The 19140-nt window shown below is 72.5% G+C and carries 18 protein-coding genes; 12 read left to right on the plus strand and 6 right to left on the minus strand.

Annotated elements, in window-relative coordinates:
- Window positions 1–53: 53 nt before the first annotated feature.
- Window positions 54–257, minus strand: a complete 204-nt coding sequence (locus ACBI99_RS32140; protein ID WP_219506294.1) for a DUF2530 domain-containing protein — start codon at window positions 255–257, stop codon at window positions 54–56.
- Between the two features lie 142 nt (window positions 258–399).
- Here ACBI99_RS32140 and ACBI99_RS32145 point away from each other — a divergent pair, with 142 nt between their 5' ends.
- The 4 genes from ACBI99_RS32145 (at window position 400) to thpR (ending at window position 4192) form a co-directional block, all read left to right on the plus strand.
- Window positions 400–1779: an NCS2 family permease gene (locus ACBI99_RS32145; protein ID WP_375074184.1), complete on the plus strand. Its 1380-nt coding sequence runs from the start codon at window positions 400–402 to the stop codon at window positions 1777–1779.
- Window positions 1780–1957: 178 nt separating this feature from the next.
- On the plus strand, window positions 1958–2350 hold the full coding sequence (locus ACBI99_RS32150) for a MarR family transcriptional regulator (RefSeq protein WP_357591515.1): 393 nt from the start codon (window positions 1958–1960) through the stop codon (window positions 2348–2350).
- A 56-nt stretch (window positions 2351–2406) separates the two neighbouring features.
- Window positions 2407–3597 carry an MFS transporter gene (locus ACBI99_RS32155; RefSeq protein ID WP_375074185.1) on the plus strand — a complete coding sequence of 397 codons (1191 nt, stop codon included), beginning with the start codon at window positions 2407–2409 and terminating at the stop codon, window positions 3595–3597.
- A 37-nt stretch (window positions 3598–3634) separates the two neighbouring features.
- Entirely contained in the window at window positions 3635–4192 is a 558-nt protein-coding gene (thpR, locus tag ACBI99_RS32160; RefSeq protein ID WP_375074186.1) for an RNA 2',3'-cyclic phosphodiesterase, read from the plus strand.
- 95 nt (window positions 4193–4287) lie between these two features.
- Here the strand turns inward: thpR and ACBI99_RS32165 are convergent, their stop codons facing one another.
- Window positions 4288–5256 (minus strand): aldo/keto reductase, encoded by a 969-nt coding sequence (locus ACBI99_RS32165; RefSeq protein ID WP_219506302.1) that lies wholly within the window; start codon window positions 5254–5256, stop codon window positions 4288–4290.
- 50 nt (window positions 5257–5306) lie between these two features.
- Here ACBI99_RS32165 and ACBI99_RS32170 point away from each other — a divergent pair, with 50 nt between their 5' ends.
- Entirely contained in the window at window positions 5307–6587 is a 1281-nt protein-coding gene (locus tag ACBI99_RS32170) for a polysaccharide biosynthesis C-terminal domain-containing protein (RefSeq protein ID WP_357591458.1), read from the plus strand.
- 7 nt (window positions 6588–6594) lie between these two features.
- The gene (locus ACBI99_RS32175) at window positions 6595–7629 is read left to right on the plus strand and encodes a hypothetical protein (RefSeq protein ID WP_375074187.1); all 1035 of its coding nucleotides are present in this window, start codon (window positions 6595–6597) and stop codon (window positions 7627–7629) included.
- Between the two features lie 9 nt (window positions 7630–7638).
- Here the strand turns inward: ACBI99_RS32175 and ACBI99_RS32180 are convergent, their stop codons facing one another.
- Entirely contained in the window at window positions 7639–8016 is a 378-nt protein-coding gene (locus ACBI99_RS32180) for a hypothetical protein (protein WP_375074188.1), read from the minus strand.
- A 107-nt stretch (window positions 8017–8123) separates the two neighbouring features.
- Between ACBI99_RS32180 and lhgO the strand changes: the two genes are divergently transcribed.
- The 6 genes from lhgO to ACBI99_RS32210 all read left to right on the plus strand — a co-directional run bounded on the left by lhgO (window position 8124) and on the right by ACBI99_RS32210 (window position 15913).
- A complete protein-coding gene (gene lhgO, locus ACBI99_RS32185; protein ID WP_357591454.1) occupies window positions 8124–9314 on the plus strand; it encodes an L-2-hydroxyglutarate oxidase in 1191 nt (396 codons plus the stop codon).
- A gap of 183 nt (window positions 9315–9497) precedes the next feature.
- Window positions 9498–10193, plus strand: coding sequence for a response regulator transcription factor (locus tag ACBI99_RS32190; protein WP_357591452.1), 696 nt, complete (start codon window positions 9498–9500; stop codon window positions 10191–10193).
- A gap of 21 nt (window positions 10194–10214) precedes the next feature.
- Window positions 10215–11606 (plus strand): HAMP domain-containing sensor histidine kinase, encoded by a 1392-nt coding sequence (locus ACBI99_RS32195; protein ID WP_246645088.1) that lies wholly within the window; start codon window positions 10215–10217, stop codon window positions 11604–11606.
- Between the two features lie 65 nt (window positions 11607–11671).
- Window positions 11672–12328: a response regulator transcription factor gene (locus ACBI99_RS32200; protein WP_246645101.1), complete on the plus strand. Its 657-nt coding sequence runs from the start codon at window positions 11672–11674 to the stop codon at window positions 12326–12328.
- 10 nt (window positions 12329–12338) lie between these two features.
- Complete coding sequence (locus tag ACBI99_RS32205) at window positions 12339–14051, plus strand: ABC transporter (RefSeq protein WP_357591450.1); 1713 nt, start codon at window positions 12339–12341, stop codon at window positions 14049–14051.
- Complete coding sequence (locus tag ACBI99_RS32210; RefSeq protein ID WP_375074189.1) at window positions 14048–15913, plus strand: GTPase; 1866 nt, start codon at window positions 14048–14050, stop codon at window positions 15911–15913. The genes ACBI99_RS32205 and ACBI99_RS32210 overlap by 4 nt, the downstream gene beginning before the upstream one ends.
- A gap of 26 nt (window positions 15914–15939) precedes the next feature.
- On the opposite strand, the gene ACBI99_RS32215 is transcribed toward ACBI99_RS32210, so the two are convergent.
- Genes ACBI99_RS32215 through tdh form a run of 3 tightly spaced genes read right to left on the minus strand, consistent with a single transcriptional unit; the run spans window position 15940 to window position 19074 of the window.
- Window positions 15940–16860: a LysR family transcriptional regulator gene (locus ACBI99_RS32215; protein WP_375074190.1), complete on the minus strand. Its 921-nt coding sequence runs from the start codon at window positions 16858–16860 to the stop codon at window positions 15940–15942.
- A gap of 16 nt (window positions 16861–16876) precedes the next feature.
- Complete coding sequence (locus ACBI99_RS32220) at window positions 16877–18046, minus strand: glycine C-acetyltransferase (RefSeq protein ID WP_219506331.1); 1170 nt, start codon at window positions 18044–18046, stop codon at window positions 16877–16879.
- Window positions 18046–19074, minus strand: a complete 1029-nt coding sequence (gene tdh, locus ACBI99_RS32225; RefSeq protein ID WP_375074191.1) for an L-threonine 3-dehydrogenase — start codon at window positions 19072–19074, stop codon at window positions 18046–18048. Before tdh ends, ACBI99_RS32220 begins: the two co-directional genes overlap by 1 nt.
- Window positions 19075–19140: the final 66 nt, after the last annotated feature.

The following is a 19140-nucleotide window of genomic DNA, read 5'->3' on the forward strand; positions in this document are numbered from 1 at the left end:
CCGTGTAACAGCAGTTGCCGATGACATCCGGGACCTGCCGGATGTGACAGATGTCAGCGTTTGCGGACCATCCACATGCCGAGCAGGCCGAAGCCGACGCCGGTGGCGCAGGTCCAGATCCACCAGGTGTTCTCGGGGGCGGGGCGGAAGATCAGCAGAGCGACCAGGGCGAGCGCCCACAGGCCGGTGCCGGCGGCGATCGCCGCGGTGTCGTTGGTCTCGATCGGCTCGGGGTCGGGGTGCCACTGCTGCGTCACGGGATCCAGCCTAGCTTCCAATCGGGTCTCGATACGATTACCGGCATTTGTCACAAAACCCGTTCACTGTCACTCTTCGCGCGTGAGTGACACTCGTAACGCAATCGATCGATACTTCGCAATCACCGCACGTGGTTCGACCATGTCCCGGGAGATCCGTGGCGGCTTGGCCACGTTCTTCACCATGGCGTACATCGTCGTGCTGAACCCGATCATCATCGCCAACGGCACCGACGTCGAGGGCCAGGTCATCGGGGACGGCACGACGCCCAACACGGCGCTCGTCGCCGCGGGCACCGCGTTCGTGGCCGGCGTGCTGACCATCCTCATGGGCGTCATCGGCAAGGTGCCGTTCGCCATGGCCGCCGGGCTCGGGCTCAACGCCTTCGTCACCTTCAACATCGCCACCCAGATGACCTGGGAAGAGGCCATGGGCCTGGTGTTCCTCGAAGGGATCATCATCGGCCTCCTGGTGCTGACCGGGTTGCGGGTGGCGGTGTTCAAGGCCATCCCGGGCCAGCTCAAGACCGCCATCAGCGTGGGCATCGGCCTGTTCATCGCGCTGATCGGCTTCGTCGACGCGGGCTTCGTGCGCCGCGCCGCCGGGACGCCGCTGGAGATGGGCATCGCCGGCAGCCTGACGTCGTGGCCGATCTTCGTGTTCATCGTCGGGTTGCTGACCACGGCCGTGCTGGTGGCGCGGAAGGTGCGCGGCGCGATCCTGATCGGCATCGTAGGCACCACCGTGCTGGCCATCGTGGTCGAGCTGATCACCAAGTCCGGCGCGTTCGGCCCCGACAACCCCGGCGGCTGGCAGCTCAACGTGCCGTCCGTGCCCGAGCAGATCTTCGGGCTGCACAACGTGTTCACGCTCTTCACCGAGTTCGACCCGTTCGGCGCGTTCAGCCGGGTCTCGGTGCTGCTGGTCGTCCTGCTGGTGTTCACGCTGCTCATCACGGACTTCTTCGACACGATGGGCACGATGGTCGGCGTCGGCCGCCAGGCCGGGCTGGTCCAGGAGGACGGCACGCTGCCGCGCACCCGCGAGATCCTGCTCGTCGACTCGCTCGGCGCGGTCGCGGGCGGCGCCGGCTCGGTGTCGTCCAACACCACCTACATCGAGTCGGCCGCGGGCGTCGGCGAGGGCGCGCGCACCGGCCTGGCCAGCGTCGTCACCGGCCTGCTGTTCCTGGGCGCGATCTTCTTCGCGCCGCTCGTCACGGTCATCCCGTACGAGGCCGCCGCGCCGGCCCTGGTCATCGTGGGCTTCCTGATGATGACCGCGATCCGCGAGATCGACTGGACCGAGTACGAGATCGCCATCCCGGCGTTCCTGACCATCGTCATCATGCCGTTCACGTACTCGATCTCCAACGGCATCGGCGCCGGCTTCATCAGCTACGTGCTGATCAAGATCGTGCGCGGCAAGGCGAAGGAGCTGCACCCGCTGATGTGGGCGGTCGCCGGGCTGTTCGTGGTGTACTTCGCGCTCGGGCCGATCAAGGTTCTGCTCGGGCTCTGACGAAGGATGGGGCCGCCATGCTCGGCGGGGCGGCCCCGGGGTATCAAGGAGTGAGACACGCACCGTTTGGGAGAAATATCTTGTCTTCCTGTATAGTTAGCAAAGGTAATGACTCGTGCTAACCAGACCCCAGCAGCCCAAGATCAACCTGCGCAGCGACGCAGGACTGGCTACGGCTTTGCGCGTCTCCCTCGCAAGGCTGAACAGGCGACTCCGACGACAGGGAGCGGCGCACCCGCTGACGCCCACGCAGTTCGCGACCCTCGCCGCCGTGGAACGGCATTCCGCGATAACCCCCGGCGAATTGGCCGAGCTCGAGAAGGTGCAACCGCCCTCGATGACGCGCGTGATCGCCGCGCTCGAGGAACGCGGCCTGCTGCACCGCACCCCGCATCCGACCGACCGGCGCCAGGTGACCGTGACCGTGACCGAGGCCGGCCAGACGCTGCTGAAGGAGGAACGCCGCCGCAAGGAGGCGTGGCTGACCAGGCAGTTGAAGGAGCTCACGCCCGAGGAGCGGTCGATCCTCAGGCAGGCGGCGCCGATCCTGGAGAAGCTCAGCAGGATATAGAGCCTGAACAACCCAAGACCGGGATGTTCCGGTCGCTCAAGATTCGCAATTACCGCATGTTCGCGGTCGGCGGCGCTGTGTCCAACGTGGGCGGCTGGCTGCAGCGCACCGCCCAGGACTGGCTGATCCTCGAACTGACCGGGGGCAGCGCGTCCGCGCTCGGCACCGCCACCGCCCTGCAGTTCCTGCCGATGCTGCTGTTCGGGATGTTCGGCGGCGTGCTCGCCGACCGCTACCCCAAGCGGCCCATCCTCATCACCGCCCAGTCCATGATGGCCGTGCTCGCCCTCGCGCTCGGCGTGCTCACGATGACGGGCACCGCGCAGGTGTGGCACGTGTACGTGATGGCGTTCGCGCTCGGCCTCATCGCCTGTGTCGAGGTGCCGGCGCGGCAGGCGTTCGTCGTCGAGATGGTCGGCAGGCGCGACCTGCCCAACGCGATCGCGCTCAACAGCTCCAGCTTCAACCTGGCCCGCGTGCTCGGCCCGGCGCTGGCCGGCGTGCTCATCTACCTGCTCGGCGGGACCGGCCCGATCTTCCTGGTCAACGCGCTCACGTTCGCCGCGGTCATCTCCAGCCTGGCCTTCATGCGCAAGTCGGAGCTGAACCTGGCCGACCCGGTGCCCCGGGCCAAGGGGCAGCTCCGCGAGGGGCTGAAGTACGTGATCCGGCGCGAGGAACTGCTCATGCCGATCCTGCTGATCGCGTTCGTGTCGATGTTCTCGCAGTCGTTCTCCATGTCGATAGCGCTCATGGCGCGCGAGGTGTTCGACGCGGGGGCGTCCTCGTTCGGGCTGGCGTCCAGCATGTTCGCCGTCGGGGCGCTCGGCGGGGCGCTGCTGGCCGCGCGCAGGGTCAGGCTGTCACGCAAGGTGCTGTTCGCCGGGGCGATCGGGTTCGGGCTGTTCCAGATCGCGACCGGGCTGGCCCCGGTCTACCCGGCCTACCTGGCGCTGCTGGTGCCCACCGGCATCGCGCTGATCACCATCAACACGGCGGCCAACGCCAGCGTCCAGCTCGCCACCTCGCCCGAGATGCGGGGCCGGGTGATGGGCATCTACATGCTGGTCTTCACCGGAGGCGCGCCGCTGGGGGCGCCGCTGATCGGGTGGCTGTCGGACCTGGCCGGGCCGCGGGCGGGCGTCATGCTGTCCGGCGCGCTCGTGCTGGTCGGCACCGGGCTGGCGGTGCTGGCGACGCGCCTGATCCGCAACCGGCTGGCCCGCCGCGCGACGGTCACCGCCTGACCGCGCGGCACGGGCGGCGGGGGCACAATCGGAGGGCATGAGACTGTTCGCGGCCGTGGTGCCGCCCGCCGAGGTGCTCGACGAGTTGGAGCGGGCGATCGCGCCGCACGTCGGGCAGGTGCCGGAGCTGCGCTGGCCCGACCGGGCCACGTGGCACGTCACGCTGGCGTTCTTCGGTGACGTGCCCGAGCGGGCGCTGCCCGACCTGCGCACCAGGCTGGCCCGCGCCGTCGCCCGCCATCCCGCCGCCCGCCTGGCCTTCACCGGCTTCGGGGCGTTCTCGTCGCTGCGCCGGGCCCGGGTCTTCTGGGCCGGCCTGTCCGGCGACCCGATGAACCGGCTGGCCGACTCGGTCAAGGCGGGCGCCCGCCGGGCCGGCGCCTCGCAGACCGACGAGAAGCGGTTCCACCCGCATCTCACGCTCGCCCGCGCCAAGGCCGAGACGGACCTCCGCCCGCTGGCCGAGTCGCTGTCCGGGTTCAGCGGCTCGCCCTGGCGGGCGGAGACCGTACGGCTCGTCAAGAGCGAGATCGGCGCGCAGGTGAGGTACGAGTCACTCGACGAATGGGACCTGGCACCCGCGCCGCGCGGCTAGGCTCCAGGGCGTGGACCGTCCCCGTTCCTGGCTGCTGCCCGTCGTGCTGGGCCTTCTGATGCTGATCGTGATCGTCGGCGCACTGGTGACCTGACCTACCAGGCGTAGTCCTCGGGAGCCGTGCGGTGACCGGGGAAGATCTCGTCCAGGCGGGCCAGCGTCTGCTCGTCCAGCGTGATCTCCAGCGTGCGCATGGTGCCTTCGAGCTGCGCCAGCGTGCGCGGGCCGATGATCGGCGCGGTGACCGCAGGCTGCGCGAGCAGCCAGGCCAGCGCCACGTACGCCGGGTCCTCGCCCAGCTCGTCACAGAGCTTCTCGTACGCCACGATCTTGTCGCGGTGCTTGTCGAGCTCCTTGGCCATGTGCTCGCTCGCCGAGCGACCCTTGTCCAGCTTGCGCAGCACGCCGCCGAGCAGGCCGCCGCCCAGCGGGCTCCACGGGATCACGCCGATCCCGTAGTCGAGGCAGGCGGGCAGCACCTCCAGCTCGACCGCCCTGGTCAGCAGGTTGTAGTGGCTCTGCTCGCTGGTCAGGCCGAACGAGCCGCGCCGCGCCGCCGTCTCCTGCGCCTTGGCGATGTGCCAGCCGGCGAAGTTGGACGAGCCCACGTACAGGATCTTGCCCTGCTGGCGCAGGATCTCCATGGCCTCCCAGAACTCCTCGAACGGGGTGTTCCGGTCGATGTGGTGGGCCTGGTAGACGTCGATGTAGTCGGTCTGCATGCGCCGCAGCGAGGCGTCGCAGGCCCGGCGGATGTTCAGCGCCGACAGCCCCCGCTCGTTGGGCCAGTCGCCCATGTCGCCGTAGAGCTTGGTCGCGATGACCGTCTTCTCCCGGCGTCCGCCGCCCTGCGCGAACCACCGGCCGACGATCTGCTCGGTGATGCCCTCGCCCTTGACCCAGCCGTAGACGTTGGCCGTGTCGAAGAAGTTGATGCCCAGTTCGTGCGCCTTGTCCATGATCGCGAAGGAGTCGTCCTCCGAGGTCTCGGGCCCGAAGTTCATCGTGCCGAGGCAGAGCGGGCTGACCTTGAGGCCACTGCGACCGAGGTTCACGTAGTCCATGGATTCAACCCTAAATACCTGGAGTGGACTCCAGGCCATAGGGTGATCGCGTGAGTTCGGTGACCGGCCTGTTCAAGGCCGCCGCGCCGCTGTTCCTGTCCATGGTGACCGGGCTGGTGGGGACGCTCGTGGTCACCGCTGTGCTCGGCCGCCACGCGACCGTCACGCTGGCCGCCTTCGCCGTCATGACCGCCGTGCTCACCCCGGCCTCCACCGCCGTCGCGGGGGCGCTGCGCGGGCTGGCGCCGTTCGTCGCGCCGCACCGAGACGACCCCGACACCGTGCTGCCGATCCTGCGTGACGCCCGCTGGCTCAGCCTGCTCGTCGGGGCGGCCGGGGCGCTGGCCGTGCTCGGCGTCCCGGCGCTGGCGGGCGTGAGCGGGGTGCCCGGCGAGGTGGTGGCCGAGCTCGGCGCGCTGCCCTGGCTGCTGGCCCTCTACCTGCTGGTGTTCGCGGCCGGGGGCGGCGCCACGTCGGTGCTCGTCGCCATCGGGCGCAGCCGGCCGGTGCTCTGGGCCGGCCTCGCGGGCACGTCGGTGATGGTCGTCCTCGCCCTCACGCTGGTGCCCCGGCTCGGGCTCACCGGCGTCGGCGTCGCCTGGCTGCTGTCGGGCGTCGCCTCCGTCACCGTCGCCGACCTCTGCCTGCGCCGCGCGCTCGGCCGCCGCATCGGCAGGGGACGGCCGCGCCCGCGCGAGATCGCCAGGCTGGCCCGGGTGAGCGTCCCGCTGGCGGCCACGGTGCTGATCAAGTTCGGCGCGCTCGGCGTCGTCACGTTCGCCGCGAGCACCACCAGCACCCGCGACACCGCCGCGCACGCCGTGCTGACGACGCTCACCGGCTTCACCATGCTGGCCTCGCTGGCCGTGGCGCAGGCGTCGGTGCCGGACGTGGCCCGCGCCGCCACGCCCGCCGCCGCGCGCCGCGCCAACCGCACCGCCGCGCTGCTCGCCGTCGCCGGCACCACCCTGGCCGCGCTCGCGCTGCTGGCGCTCGGCGATCCGCTGCTCGGCCTGTTCAGCGACGACCCCGGTGTACGGGCGCGGGTGCTCGGGCTGATGCCGCTGATGCTCGTCTCCTCGATGGCCGACGCCGCCCAGGCCGTGCAGGGCTTCGGGCTGACCGCGCTCAAGCGGTCCGGGGCCAGCCTGATCTACTTCGCCGCCGGCTACGGGCTGCTCGCGCTGGCGGCGGTGCCGGTGGCCGCCACCTGGGGCGTCACCGGGCTGTGGGTCGCGATGGCCGCCGGGAACGCGCTTCTCCTGGCGTTGCAGGGCGCGGGGTTCCACCGGCACAGCGCTCGCGTGGGCACCGCCCGGGCTGCGGCATGATGGCGACGTGGTCCTGATCCGAGCCTGCGCCGTGGCGGTGACGGCGCTCGCCGCCTGCGCGGCCCCCGCCGCCGCGTCCGACGTGTCCGCCGTCTCTCCCGTGCCGCGCGACGGGGAGAAGCTGTTCACGTTCAAGGACCCGCGGATCACCGAGTCCAGCGGGCTGGCCCTGTCGCCCACCCGCGACGACGTCTACTACACGCACAACGACAGCGCCGCCCAGCCCGAGTTCTACGCCGTCGGCCCCGACGGCCGCACCCGGGCCACCTTCCGCCTGCGCGGCGCCGAGGCACGCGACTGGGAGGCCATGGCGGCCACCCGCGACCCGCAGACCGGGCGCGGCGTGCTCTGGTTCGCCGACATCGGCGACAACCTCGACGGCGCCTGGCCCGACGTCTCGATCTACAAGGTCGCCGAGCCGGCCACGCTGGCCGACGCCACCCTGCCCGCCACCCGCTACCGGTTCCGCTACGAGGGCGGCGGGCGCAACGCCGAGGGCATCATGGTCAACCCGGTGACCGGGCGGCTCTACGTCGTCTCCAAGGAGTTCAGCGGGTCCGTCTACGAGGCGCCGAAGAAGCTGCGCACCGGGCGGGTCAACATCCTGCGCAAGGTCGCCGCCGCGCCCATCATGGCCACCGACGCCGCCTACGCCCCCGACGGCTCCTCGTACGTGATCCGCACCTACTTCTCGGCGACCGTCTACAAGCCCTCGGGCGAGGTGTTGACCCGGGTGTCGATGCCCGACCTGGAGCAGGCCGAGTCCATCGCCTACACGCGTGACGGCAAGGCGCTGCTGACCGGGTCGGAGGGCGAGAACAGCCCCGTCTACAAGGTGCCGATCCCGGCGGCCGGCGCGCCCTCGCCCGCCGCCGAACCGCCGTCGCCCTCCGCCGGGCGGCCGGAGGCCGAGGGCACCCGGGCCGCGGCCGACGCACCGGCGGCCTCTCCGGGGCTGACCGTGCGCGACGTGCTCATCTGGCTCGCGGCGGCGGCGGTCGCGATCGGCTTCATCACCTTCCTGGCCCGCCGCACCCGCTGACGCCGCCGCTCAGCGCGAGGTGTCGCGCATGGTGGCGGTGAACATGTCGCCCCGCAGCGCCCGCTCGACGGCCTCGACCGAACGCGACAGGCGGACCAGCCGGGGCCCCTCCTCGCGGTAGGCGTCGAGCACGGCCTCGATGGCGTGGGGCGGCAGGTGGCCCTTGAGGTCGACGGCGGCGCCCCGATAGCCGGCGCGGGCCGCCTCGATGGCCGAGCGGACGTGATGGCCGGCCATGCGGGCCAGCGCGACCGGGTGGCGCCGGAGCACCTCGTAGGCGCGGTAGTCGGGCGGGACGGCGTCGAGCAGCCACGCCACGGCCGAGGTCTCCCAGTCGGGGACGCTGGGCGGCCGGACCTCCGCGGGCCAGTCGGGCGGGACGTACATGCCGCCATCGTACTCGTGTTCGATTGTCGAGCCGAGTAGCACCTACCGTTTCGGATACATTGCCCCCGAGAGCGGACGAACGGCTGCCACGCAGGCACACTGGCCTCGTGACGGAGAAGATCGGAGTCGTGGGGGCCGGGATCGTCGGCCTGGCGGTGGCCCGCGAGCTCGCGGGCGCGCGGGGCGCCGAGGTGACCGTGCTGGAGAAGGAGGGCCGCGTCGGCGCCCACCAGACCGGCCACAACAGCGGCGTCGTGCACGCCGGCCTCTACTACCCGCCGGGCTCGCTCAAGGCCAGGTTGTGCCGCGAGGGCGTGGCCATGCTCAAGGACTACTGCGCCGAGCACGCGCTGCCGTACCGGGAGGTGGGCAAGCTCGTCGTGGCGAGCACCCGGGCGGAGCGGCCGAGGCTGGCGGCGCTGGCCGAGCGGGCCAGGGCCAACGGCGTGCCGGGGATCGCCGAGCTCGACGCGCTGGCGCTGCGCGAGGTCGAGCCGCACGCGGTGGGCGTGGGCGCGGTGCACTCGCCGCACACGGCGATCGCCGACTTCCCGGCCGTCGCGCGCCGGCTCGCGGTGGACGTGGCCGAGCTGGGCGGTTCGGTACGGCTCGGGCATCCGGTCAGGGGGATCAGGCAGGGCGCCTCGGGTGTGGAGGTGCTGGCCGGGAGGCGCAGGTTCGTCTTCGACCGGCTGGTGGTGTGCGCGGGGCTGGGCACCGACGCGGTGGCGCGGATGGCGGGGCAGCCGGGTGACGTGCGGATCGTGCCGTTCCGGGGCGAGTACTACGCGCTCGGGGAGTCGGCCAGGGAGCTGGTGCGGGGGCTGATCTATCCGGTGCCCGACCCGCGGTATCCGTTCCTGGGGGTGCATCTGACCCGGCACATCGACGGGGAGGTGCTGGTGGGGCCGAACGCGGTGCTGGCCGGGGCGTACGAGGGCTACAGGTGGCGAAATTTCCGTAATGTCGGGCAAATTCTGCGCTGGCCCGGCACCCTCCGCATGGCCCGCCACCACTGGCGCACCGGCGTCAAGGAGGTCTACGGCTCGCTCGCCAAGGCCGCCTTCGTCCGCGCCGCCCGCCGCTACGTGCCCGAGCTCACCTCCGCCGACCTGCACCGGACCGAGGGCGGCGTGCGCGCGCAGGCCGTCGCCCGCGACGGCAGCCTGGTCGACGACTTCGCCGTGGACGTACACGGCGACGTGGTGCTCGTGCGCAACGCCCCGTCGCCCGCGGCCACGTCGAGCCTGGCCATCGCCCGGCACATCGCCGGAATTGTCCCAGCACCTGTCCGATGAGGGCATCCTTGAGGGGGACATCATCCCCTTCGAGGACGAAGAGGACACCGGCCCCTTCCAGGCCGACAGGTGCAGACAGGAGGACAGGTTGAGGTTCGCGGCTCGTCCGCCCCGGCAATCCGGAGCGTCCCCGCGCGGCTCCCGCACGTCAGGCCCGGCGGGCCGGCACCCGGCGGGCGGCCGATGATGGAAGCGCGCCTGCTGATCGTCGAGGACGACCCGAACATCCTCGAACTCCTCGCCGCCAGCCTGCGGTTCGCCGGATTCGACGTGTGCACCGCCAAGAGCGGCCACGACGCGGTCGCGGCGGTGCAGCGGCAGCGGCCCGACCTGGTCGTGCTCGACGTCATGCTGCCCGACCTGGACGGCTTCGAGATCGTCCGGCGCATGCGCGGCGGCGGCGTCCACACGCCCGTGGTGTTCCTCACGGCCAGGGACGAGACCGAGGACAAGATCCGCGGCCTGACCATCGGCGGCGACGACTACGTGACCAAGCCGTTCAGCCTGGAGGAGGTCGTCGCCCGCATCCACGCGGTGCTCCGCCGCACCAGCGGCGAGGCGCAGCCGCCGCCGCCCCGGCTGACGTTCGCCGACATCGAGCTGGACGAGGAGAGCCACGAGGTGTGGCGCGGCGGCCACGCGGTCGCGCTGTCGCCCACCGAGTTCAAGCTGCTGCGCTACTTCATGACGAACGCCGGGCGGGTGCTGTCCAAGCCGCAGATCCTCGACCACGTGTGGGACTACGACTTCCGCGGCGAGGTCGGCATCGTCGAGTCGTACGTGTCGGTGCTGCGCCGCAAGATCGACAACCGCAGTCCCCGGCTGATCCACACCCTGCGCGGCGTCGGTTACGTCCTGCGCCTGCCCTCGGGCCCGTAGATGCCGCTCAGGATCAAGCTGATGGCCGTCATGCTGGCCCTGCTGGGGCTCGGCATGACGTTCATCGGGGTGGTCAGCGTGTCGGTCCTGCACGGCTACCTGCTCGACCGGGTCGACAGCCAGGTCAACCTCGTCTCCGTACGGGTGCACAAGCGGCTGGTCAACGACGCGCAGCGGCGCGCGGCGGGCAAGCAGAACACCGAGAAGCCGCTGCTCATCGAGTCCGACACGATCGTCCTGGTCAAGGACGCCGCCGGGGTGCTCACGCCCACGCAGAGCGAGCGCGACGTCGACGTCAAGCCCAAGCCGGTGCTCGACCCGTCACGCGGACGCGACATCTACACCGCCCCGGCCGCCGGTGGCGACGGCGAGTGGCGGGTGCGGCAGAGCACGACGCCGCAGGGCACGTTCGTCGTCGCCACCGACCTGGGCGAGGTCAACGAGATCACCCGGCGGCTCGTCCTCATCGAGCTGCTGGGCGGCGGCGGCATCGTCATCCTGCTCGCGATCGTCGGCGTGGCGACCGTGCGGCGCAGCATGCGACCCCTGGCCGAAATCGAGCGCACCGCGGGCACCATCGCCGCCGGGGAGCTCGGCCGCCGGGTGCCCGACGGCGACCCCCGTACCGAGGTGGGCCGCCTGGCCGCCGCGCTCAACGGGATGCTGGCACAGCTCGAAAGCGCGTTCACCGCGCGGTCGGAGGGCGAGGCGGCGGCGCGCCGGTCGGAGGACCGGATGCGCCAGTTCGTCGCCGACGCCTCCCACGAGCTGCGCACCCCGCTGACCTCCATCCGGGGCTTCGCCGAGTACGCCCGCCAGAACCCCGGCGCCGACCCCGCCGAGCTGATGAAGCGGGTCGAGCACGCGGCCGGGCGCATGAGCCTGCTCGTGGACGACCTGCTGCTGCTCGCCCAGGTGGACCAGTCGAGGCCGCTGAAGATGCGGCCCGTCGACATGCTGGCGCTGGCCGCCGACGCCGTCCAGGACGCCCGCATCCTGGCCCCCGACCGCGAGATCGGGCTGGACGTCGTGGGCGGCGCCGCGCTCATCGTCTCCGGTGACGAGGTACGGCTGCGCCAGGTCGTCGGCAACCTGATGTCCAACGCGCTCATCCACACCGACCCGGGCACGCCCATCACCATCCGGGTCGGGGCGGGCGACGGCACGGTCTTCCTGGAGGTGGCCGACCAGGGCCCCGGCCTCACCCCCGAACAGGTCGAGCGGGTCTTCGAACGCTTCTACCGGGCCGACTCGGCCAGGTCCAGACGCCGGTCCGGCGAGGACCGGGGCAGCGGCCTCGGCCTGGCCATCGTCCAGGCGCTGGCGCACGCCCACGGCGGCACCGTCGTCGTCCGCAGCACACCGGGCGAGGGATCGACCTTCCGCGTCGAACTCCCACTCGCCTTGGAGTGAGCATTCAGCATTCCCTCAGGTCGCTGGGTCACCCTGGAAGGGTGAGCAAGAGCGAAGCGCTGATCATGGTGGTGGACGACGAGCCCAGCATCAGGGACCTGCTCTCGGCCAGCCTGCGTTTCTCCGGGTTCGAGGTGCTCACCGCCGCCGACGGCAACGAGGCCGTCGAGGTGGCCCAGCGGGCCGCACCCGACCTGGTGGTGCTCGACGTCATGCTGCCCGACCTGGACGGGTTCGAGGTGGCCAGGCGGATCGACGCGCCCGTGCTCTTCCTCACCGCCCGCGACGCCACCGAGGACAAGATCGCCGGGCTGCGCGTCGGCGACGACTACGTCACCAAGCCGTTCAGCCTGGAGGAGGTCCAGGCCCGCATCCGCGCCGTGCTGCGCCGCACCCGGGGCGAGGGCGCGCCCGCCACCCGCCTGAAGGTGGCCGACCTGGAGCTGGACGAGGACGCGCGCGAGGTGTGGCGCGGCGGCCGTCAGGTGCGGCTGTCGCCGACGGAGTTCAAGCTGCTGCACTATTTCATGGCCAACGCCGGGCGGGTGCTGTCCAAGGCGCAGATCCTCGACCACGTGTGGAACTACGACTTCGGCGGCGACGCCGGCGTGGTCGAATCGTACGTGTCCTACCTGCGGCGCAAGGTCGACGACGTGGAGCCGAGGCTCATTCACACGCTGCGCAGCGTCGGTTACGTGCTGAGAGAGCCACCCGCGGGCTAGCGTGGTCCGTATGGACCTGCTCGGCGCGCTGGAGGAGCTGCGGCAGCCGCTCGACCGGGAGCTGTTCCCGCTCGAGATCGGCGACGCCGCCACCGATCGGCGCGCGCTGCGCGAGCTGACCGGGCAGCTCGACGACTACCTGCTGCCCCGGCTGCGGGCGATCGACGCGCCCCTGCTCGCCGTCGTCGGCGGCTCCACCGGCGCGGGCAAGTCCACGCTGGTCAACTCGCTGGTCGGCGTCGACGTGACCGAGCCCGGCGTGCTGCGGCCCACCACGCTCGTGCCGACGCTCGTGGTGAGCCCGGCCGACCGCGACTGGTTCATGGCGCAGAACGTGCTGCCCGGCCTGTCCCGCGCCACCGGCGTCGGGCCCGGCGCGCTGCGCGTGGTCACCGCCGACGCGCTGGGGGCCGGGCTGGCGCTGCTCGACGCGCCCGACATCGACTCCGTCGTGACCGCCAACCGCGAGCTGGCCGCGCAACTCCTGGCCGCCGCCGACCTGTGGCTGTTCGTCACCACCGCCGCCCGCTACGCCGACGAGGTGCCGTGGAGCTTCCTGCGCTCCGCCCGCGAACGCAGCACCGCCCTCGCCGTCGTGCTCGACCGCGTGCCGCCCGAGGCCGCCGGGCCCGTCGCCCGCGACCTCGAACGCCTCCTGGAGGAGAACGGCCTGGCCGGCAGCCGCCTGTTCACCGTCCCCGAGGCCGCGCTGCCCACCGAGAAGGCCCGGCTGCCCGCCGACGCCGTCGCGCCCATCGCCGGCTGGCTCGCCGGGCTCGCCGCCGACGCCGCCGAACGCTCCCGCGTCGTACGCCAGACGCTGTCCGGCGCGCTCGACAGCCTCGCCACCCGCGTGCCGTCGCTGGCCACCGCCGTCGAACGGCAGGAAGCCGGCTTCGACGCGCTGCGCTCCATCGTGACCGCCGCCTACGCGGGCGGGCTCGCCGACTTCGACGAGGGCATGCGCGACGGATCGCTGCTGCGCGGCGAGGTGCTGGCCCGCTGGCAGGACTTCATCGGCACCGGCGACCTGATGCGCTCCCTGGAGAGCCGCGTCGGCTGGCTGCGCGACCGCATCGTCGGCTTCTTCACCGGGCGCGCCCCCGAGGTCGAGCTCCGCGACGCCCTGGAGAGCGGCGTCGAGACCCTGATCAAGGGCGTCGCCGACAGCGCCGCCGAACGCGCCCTCGACGGCTGGGCCGCCGCGCCCGGCGGGCCCGGCCTCCTCGAACGCGCCGGCCCCGTCGAGTCCGCCCGCCTCGGCCGCGCCTCCGCCGCACTCGGCGAACAGGCCGAGACCGCCGTTCGCGGCTGGCAGGAGTACGTCCTCGACCTCGTACGGGAGGAAGGCGCCGAACGGCGCACCACAGCACGGATGGCGTCGTTCGGGGTGAACGGCGCGGGGCTGCTGCTGATGCTGGCCGTGTTCGCCTCCACCGGCGGGCTGACCGGCATCGAGGTCGGCATCGCGGGCGGCACCAGCGTGCTGTCCCAGAAACTCCTCGAAGCGATCTTCGGCGACCAGGCCGTCCGCACCCTCACCGCCCGCGCCCGCGACGACCTGCGCGAACGCGTCCGCGAACTCCTCGACCACGAAGCCGATCGCTACCTGGACCTGCTCGCCACCGTCGAACCCCCGCCCGGCACCGCCGCCGCCCTGCGCGACGCCGCCGCCACCGTCCGCCGCCACCGGGCCGAACTGCCAGGCGGTGACCAGGCGTGAAACTGCTGCGCCGCAAGGACCGGCCCACCCTGGAAACCCGGCTCGACGCTCTCCTCGAAGCCGCCTCACTCGGCGAAGGACGGCTGGCCGACGACGCCGTCCAGGCCGCCCGCGAAGTCGCCGAACGAGCCGGGACCCGGCGGCGGCTCTCCGTCGCCCACACCGTGGCCGCGCTCGCCGGAGCCACCGGCAGCGGCAAGTCGTCCCTCTACAACGCGCTGGCCGGGGCCGAACTCGCCGGCGTCGGCGTCACCCGGCCCACCACCGCCACCGCCCAGGCCGCGCTCTGGGACGGCGAAGGCGCCGGGCCGCTGCTCGACTGGCTGGAGGTGCCGCACCGGCACTCCGCGTCCGGTGGCGGGCTCGGCGGGCTCGTCCTGCTCGACCTGCCCGACCACGACTCCATCCGGCTCACCCACCGGCTGGAGGTCGACCGGCTGGTCGAGCTCGTCGATCTGCTCGTGTGGGTGCTCGACCCGCAGAAGTACGCCGACGCCGCCGTGCACGAACGCTACCTGCGGCCGCTCGCCGGGCACCGGGACGTCATGGTCGTCGTGCTCAACCAGATCGACCGGCTGCCGCCCGAGGCCGTCGAGCGGTGCCTGCGCGACCTGCGCCGCCTCCTCGACGACGACGGGCTCACCGGCGTGCCCGTCCTCGGCGTCTCGGCCCGTACGGGGGCCGGGGTCGCCGACCTCCGCGCGCTGCTGGCCGACCGGGTGGCCCGCCGCAAGGCCTGGTCCGACCGGCTCGCCGCCGACGTCCGCGACGCCGCCACCCTCCTCACCACCGCCTCCACCCTCCCACCCCACCCCGAGAGGAGCGCCGCCCCGCCCGAACAGACCACCACCCCCGAGGCACCGCCTCCCAGCGCGGAGGGCGCGGGCGCTTCCCCGCAGGGGCGGGTCGCCGCGTCCGCAGGGGGGTCGTTCGGTGCGGAGGGGACGGGGGTTCTGGCGTTGGGGCGGGCCGCGCTCGCTCAGGGGGGACCTCAGCAGGGGGAGACAACCGTGCCCGGGGAGCAGGGCGTCGGGGGGTTGGCGGGGGCGTTGACGGCGGCGTTGTCGAAGGCGGCCGGGGTGCCGCTGGTGGTGGCGGCCGTGGCGAAGGGGCACCGGCATCGGGCGGTCGTGGCGACCGGGTGGCCGGTGACGCGGTGGGTGCGCAGGTTCCGGCCGGACCCGCTGCGCAGGCTGCGGATCGGGGTGGCGGCCCCGTCCGGGCGCGGCCGAGGCGACCGTGCGGACCGCGCGGCGGCCCGTACGGGGCAGGGGGTCGAGCCGGTGAGCCGCACGTCGGTGCCGGCGGCGTCGGCGGTGCAGCGGGCGCAGGTGGAGACGGCGATCCGGGATGTCGGCGAGCAGGCCGCGCGGGGGCTGCCGGCGGCGTGGGCGGCGGCGGTGCGGCGGGCGGCCCGGTCGCGGTCGGCGGAGCTGGCCGACGCGGTGGACCGGGCGGTGGGGCGCACGTCGCTGGGGGTGACGCGGCGGCCGCGCTGGTGGCGGGCGGTGAACGTGCTGCAGTGGCTGGTGTTCGCGGGCATGGTGGCGGGCGCGGGCTGGCTGGCGGCGCTGTTCGGGATGGACTACCTGCGGTTGCCGGAGCCGCCGATGCCGACGGTGTGGGAGGTGCCGTGGCCGACGGCGCTGCTGGTGGGCGGGGCGCTGGCGGGCGTGCTGGTGGCGCTGCTGTCGAGGCTGGCCGCGTGGCTGGGCGGGCGCCGTCGTGCCCGTAAGGCCGCGCGGGCGTTGCGGGCCGCGATCGGCGAGGTGGGTCAGGCGTACGTGCTGGGGCCGGTGGAGGAGGAGCTGGCCCGTCACGCTCGCTTCACCGAGGCCGTGGAGAGGGCTCGCGCCGAGTAGGGGCGGCGTGCAGGACTGCCGGTGTCTCATCCGATCCCGAGAGAGCCGGAGATCTGCTGGAGGCTGTCCAGCAGCGGGCGCAGCAGCGGGTGCGACTCGGCCCCGCGCCGGACGGCGGCGAACACGCGGCGCTCCATGCCGGCCGCGAGCGGGCCCGGCGTGTGGTGCACCGTGACGCCGGGCAGCGTCATGTCGCGCAGCGCCAGCCGGGGCACCAGGGCGATTCCCGCCCCGGCCCCGACCAGCGCCACCACGGCGCGGAAGTCGTCCGAGCAGTGCGCGAACCGGGGCGAGAAGCCCGCCTGCTCGCAGGCGAACGCGATCACGTCGTGCACGGGGTTGCCGGGGTAGGGGCCGATCCACGTCTCCCCGGAGGCGGCGGCGAGGTCCACGGCGGAGCCGGACAGCGGGTGGCCCTCCGGCAGCACCAGGTCGAACGGCTCGGCGTACAGCGGGACGCGGAACAGGCGGCGGTCGGCCGCGTCGGGGCCGCCCCGGTACTCGACGGCGATCGCCACGTCGGCCTCGCCGTCGAGGAGCATCGCCAGGCTCTGGTGCCCCTCGGCGTCGCGTACCCGCACCTGGACGCCCGGCGCGGCGGCGCGCAGCGCGACGATCGCGGGGGAGAGCACGGCGCTGATCGCGGTGGCGAAGCAGGCCGCGGTGACCTCGCCCGCCGCGCCCGTGGCGTAGGCGGCGACCTCGGCCTCGGCCCGTTCGAGCTGGGCCAGCACTTCGTTCGCGTGGGCCAGCATGATCTTGCCGACGGCGTTGAGCCGGACGCCGCGCCCGTCGCGCACGAACAGCCGGTGCCCCACCTCGTGCTCCAGGGCGACGAGCTGCTGGGAGACGGCCGACGGCGTCAGGTGGAGGGTGGCCGCCGCGGCGGTGACCGTGCCGTGGTCGGCCACCGCGCGCAGCGTGCGCAGCCGCCGCGTGTCTATCACGCTGCGAGGATACGGGTCAGGCGCGCGCCCGTACGAACGCGGTCACCGCCCGGTCCACGTCGGCGGCGGAGTGGGCGGCCGAGAGCTGGACGCGGATCCTGGCCTGGCCGTGCGGCACCACCGGGTAGGAGAAGCCGATCACGTAGACGCCCAGTGCCAGCAGCCGCTCGGCCATGGCGGAGGCCTCGGCGGCGTCGCCGATCATCACGGGGACGATCGGGTGGTCGCCCGGCAGGATGTCGAACCCCTCGGCCGCCATCCGGCTGCGGAACCGCTCGGTGTTGGCGCGCAGCCGCTCGCGGGCGTCGCTGGAGGTCTCCAGCAGGTCCAGGATGCGCAGCGACGCCGCGGCGATCACCGGGGCGAGCGAGTTGGAGAACAGGTACGGGCGCGAACGCTGCCTGAGCAGGTCGCAGATCTCCTGCCGGGCGGCGACGTAGCCGCCGCTGGCGCCGCCGAGCGCCTTGCCGAGCGTGCCGGTGATGATGTCGACCCGGTCGCTCACCCCGTGCAGCTCGGGCGTGCCGCGCCCGGTGGGGCCGACGAAGCCGACGGCGTGCGAGTCGTCGACCATGACCATGGCGTCGTAGCGCTCGGCCAGGTCGCAGATGTCGGCGAGCGGCGCCAGGTAGCCGTCCATGGAGAAGACGCCGTCGGTGACGATCAGCCTGCGCCGCGCGTCGGCCGACTCCTTCAGCCGGGACTCCAGCTCGGCCATGTCGCGGTTGGCGTAGCGGTAGCGGCGGGCCTTCGACAGCCGGATGCCGTCGATGATGCTGGCGTGGTTGAGCGCGTCGGAGATCACCGCGTCCTGCGCGTCGAGCAGCGTCTCGAACACGCCGCCGTTGGCGTCGAAGCACGAGCTGTAGAGGACGGTGTCCTCCTGGCCGAGGAAGTCGGACAGCCGGGCTTCGAGCTCCTTGTGCACCTCCTGGGTGCCGCAGATGAACCGCACCGAGGCCATGCCGAACCCCCACCGGTCCAGCGCCTGCTTGGCGGCCTCGACGACCTCGGGGTGGTCGGCCAGGCCCAGGTAGTTGTTGGCGCAGAAGTTGAGCACCTCCTGGCCGGCCACGCTCACCGCCGAGCTCTGCGGGGTGCTGATCACCCGCTCGGGCTTGAGCAGCCCGGCCTCGGTGATCTCGTCAAGCGTCGCACGCAGCTGCTCGCGTACGTTCGTGAACATCAAGCGCTCCAATCCAGGATGACTTTGCCCGTGCGGCCACTGGCGGCGGTGTCGAAGGCGGCGTCGAACTCGTCGTACGGGAAGCGGTCGGTGATCACCGGGGTGAGGTCGAGCCCCTTCTCCAGCAGGACCGACATGTTGTACCAGGTCTCGAACATCTCGCGGCCGTAGACGCCCTTGATGGTGAGCATCGAGGTGACGACCGTGGCCCAGTCGATCGCGAACTCCTCGGCGGGCAGGCCGAGCATGGCGATCCGGCCGCCGTGGGTCATGTGCGCGATCATGTCGCGCATCGCCGCCGGGTTGCCGGACATCTCCAGGCCGACGTCGAAGCCCTCGCGCATGTCGAGGCGGCGCATGCCGTCGGCGATGGTGTCGCGGGAGACGTTCAGCGCCAGGTTGACGCCGAGCTTGCCGGCCAGGTTGAGCCGCTCGTCGCTGACGTCGGTGATGGCCACGTGGCGGGCGCCGACGTGGGTGGCGACGGCGGCGGCCATGAGCCCGATCGGGCCGGCCCCGGTGATCAGCACGTCCTCGCCGACGAGGGGGAAGGAGAGCGCGGTGTGCACGGCGTTGCCGAACGGGTCGAAGATGGCGGCCACGTCGGGGTGGACGGAGGTGCGGTGCACCCACACGTTCGTGGCGGGCAGCGTCACGTATTCGGCGAACGCGCCGTCGCGGTTGACGCCGAGGCCGATGGTGTTGCGGCACAGGTGGCGGCGGCCGGCCATGCAGTTGCGGCACTTGCCGCAGACGATGTGGCCCTCGCCGCTGACGAGGTCGCCGACCGCGATGTCCTCGACGCCGGGCGCCACCTCGACCACGTGCCCGGAGAACTCATGTCCCACGATGAGCGGAAGCTTCAGCGTTTGCTGCGCCCAATCATCAAATTTCCGAATATGCAGGTCTGTGCCGCATATGCCGGTCCGCAGGACCCTGATCTTCACCTCGCCCGGCCCCACCTCGGGCTCCGGGACGTCGACCAGCCAGAGCCCCGGCTCCGCCCTCTCCTTGACCAGCGCTTTCATCGCGTGCATCCCCCTCGATCCGAACCTAACGCACTGTGCCGCTTCCCCTCCCGCGTGTCCATCGAG

It is taken from the genome of Nonomuraea sp. ATR24, assembly GCF_041950485.1.
Taxonomy (GTDB): domain Bacteria; phylum Actinomycetota; class Actinomycetes; order Streptosporangiales; family Streptosporangiaceae; genus Nonomuraea; species Nonomuraea ceibae.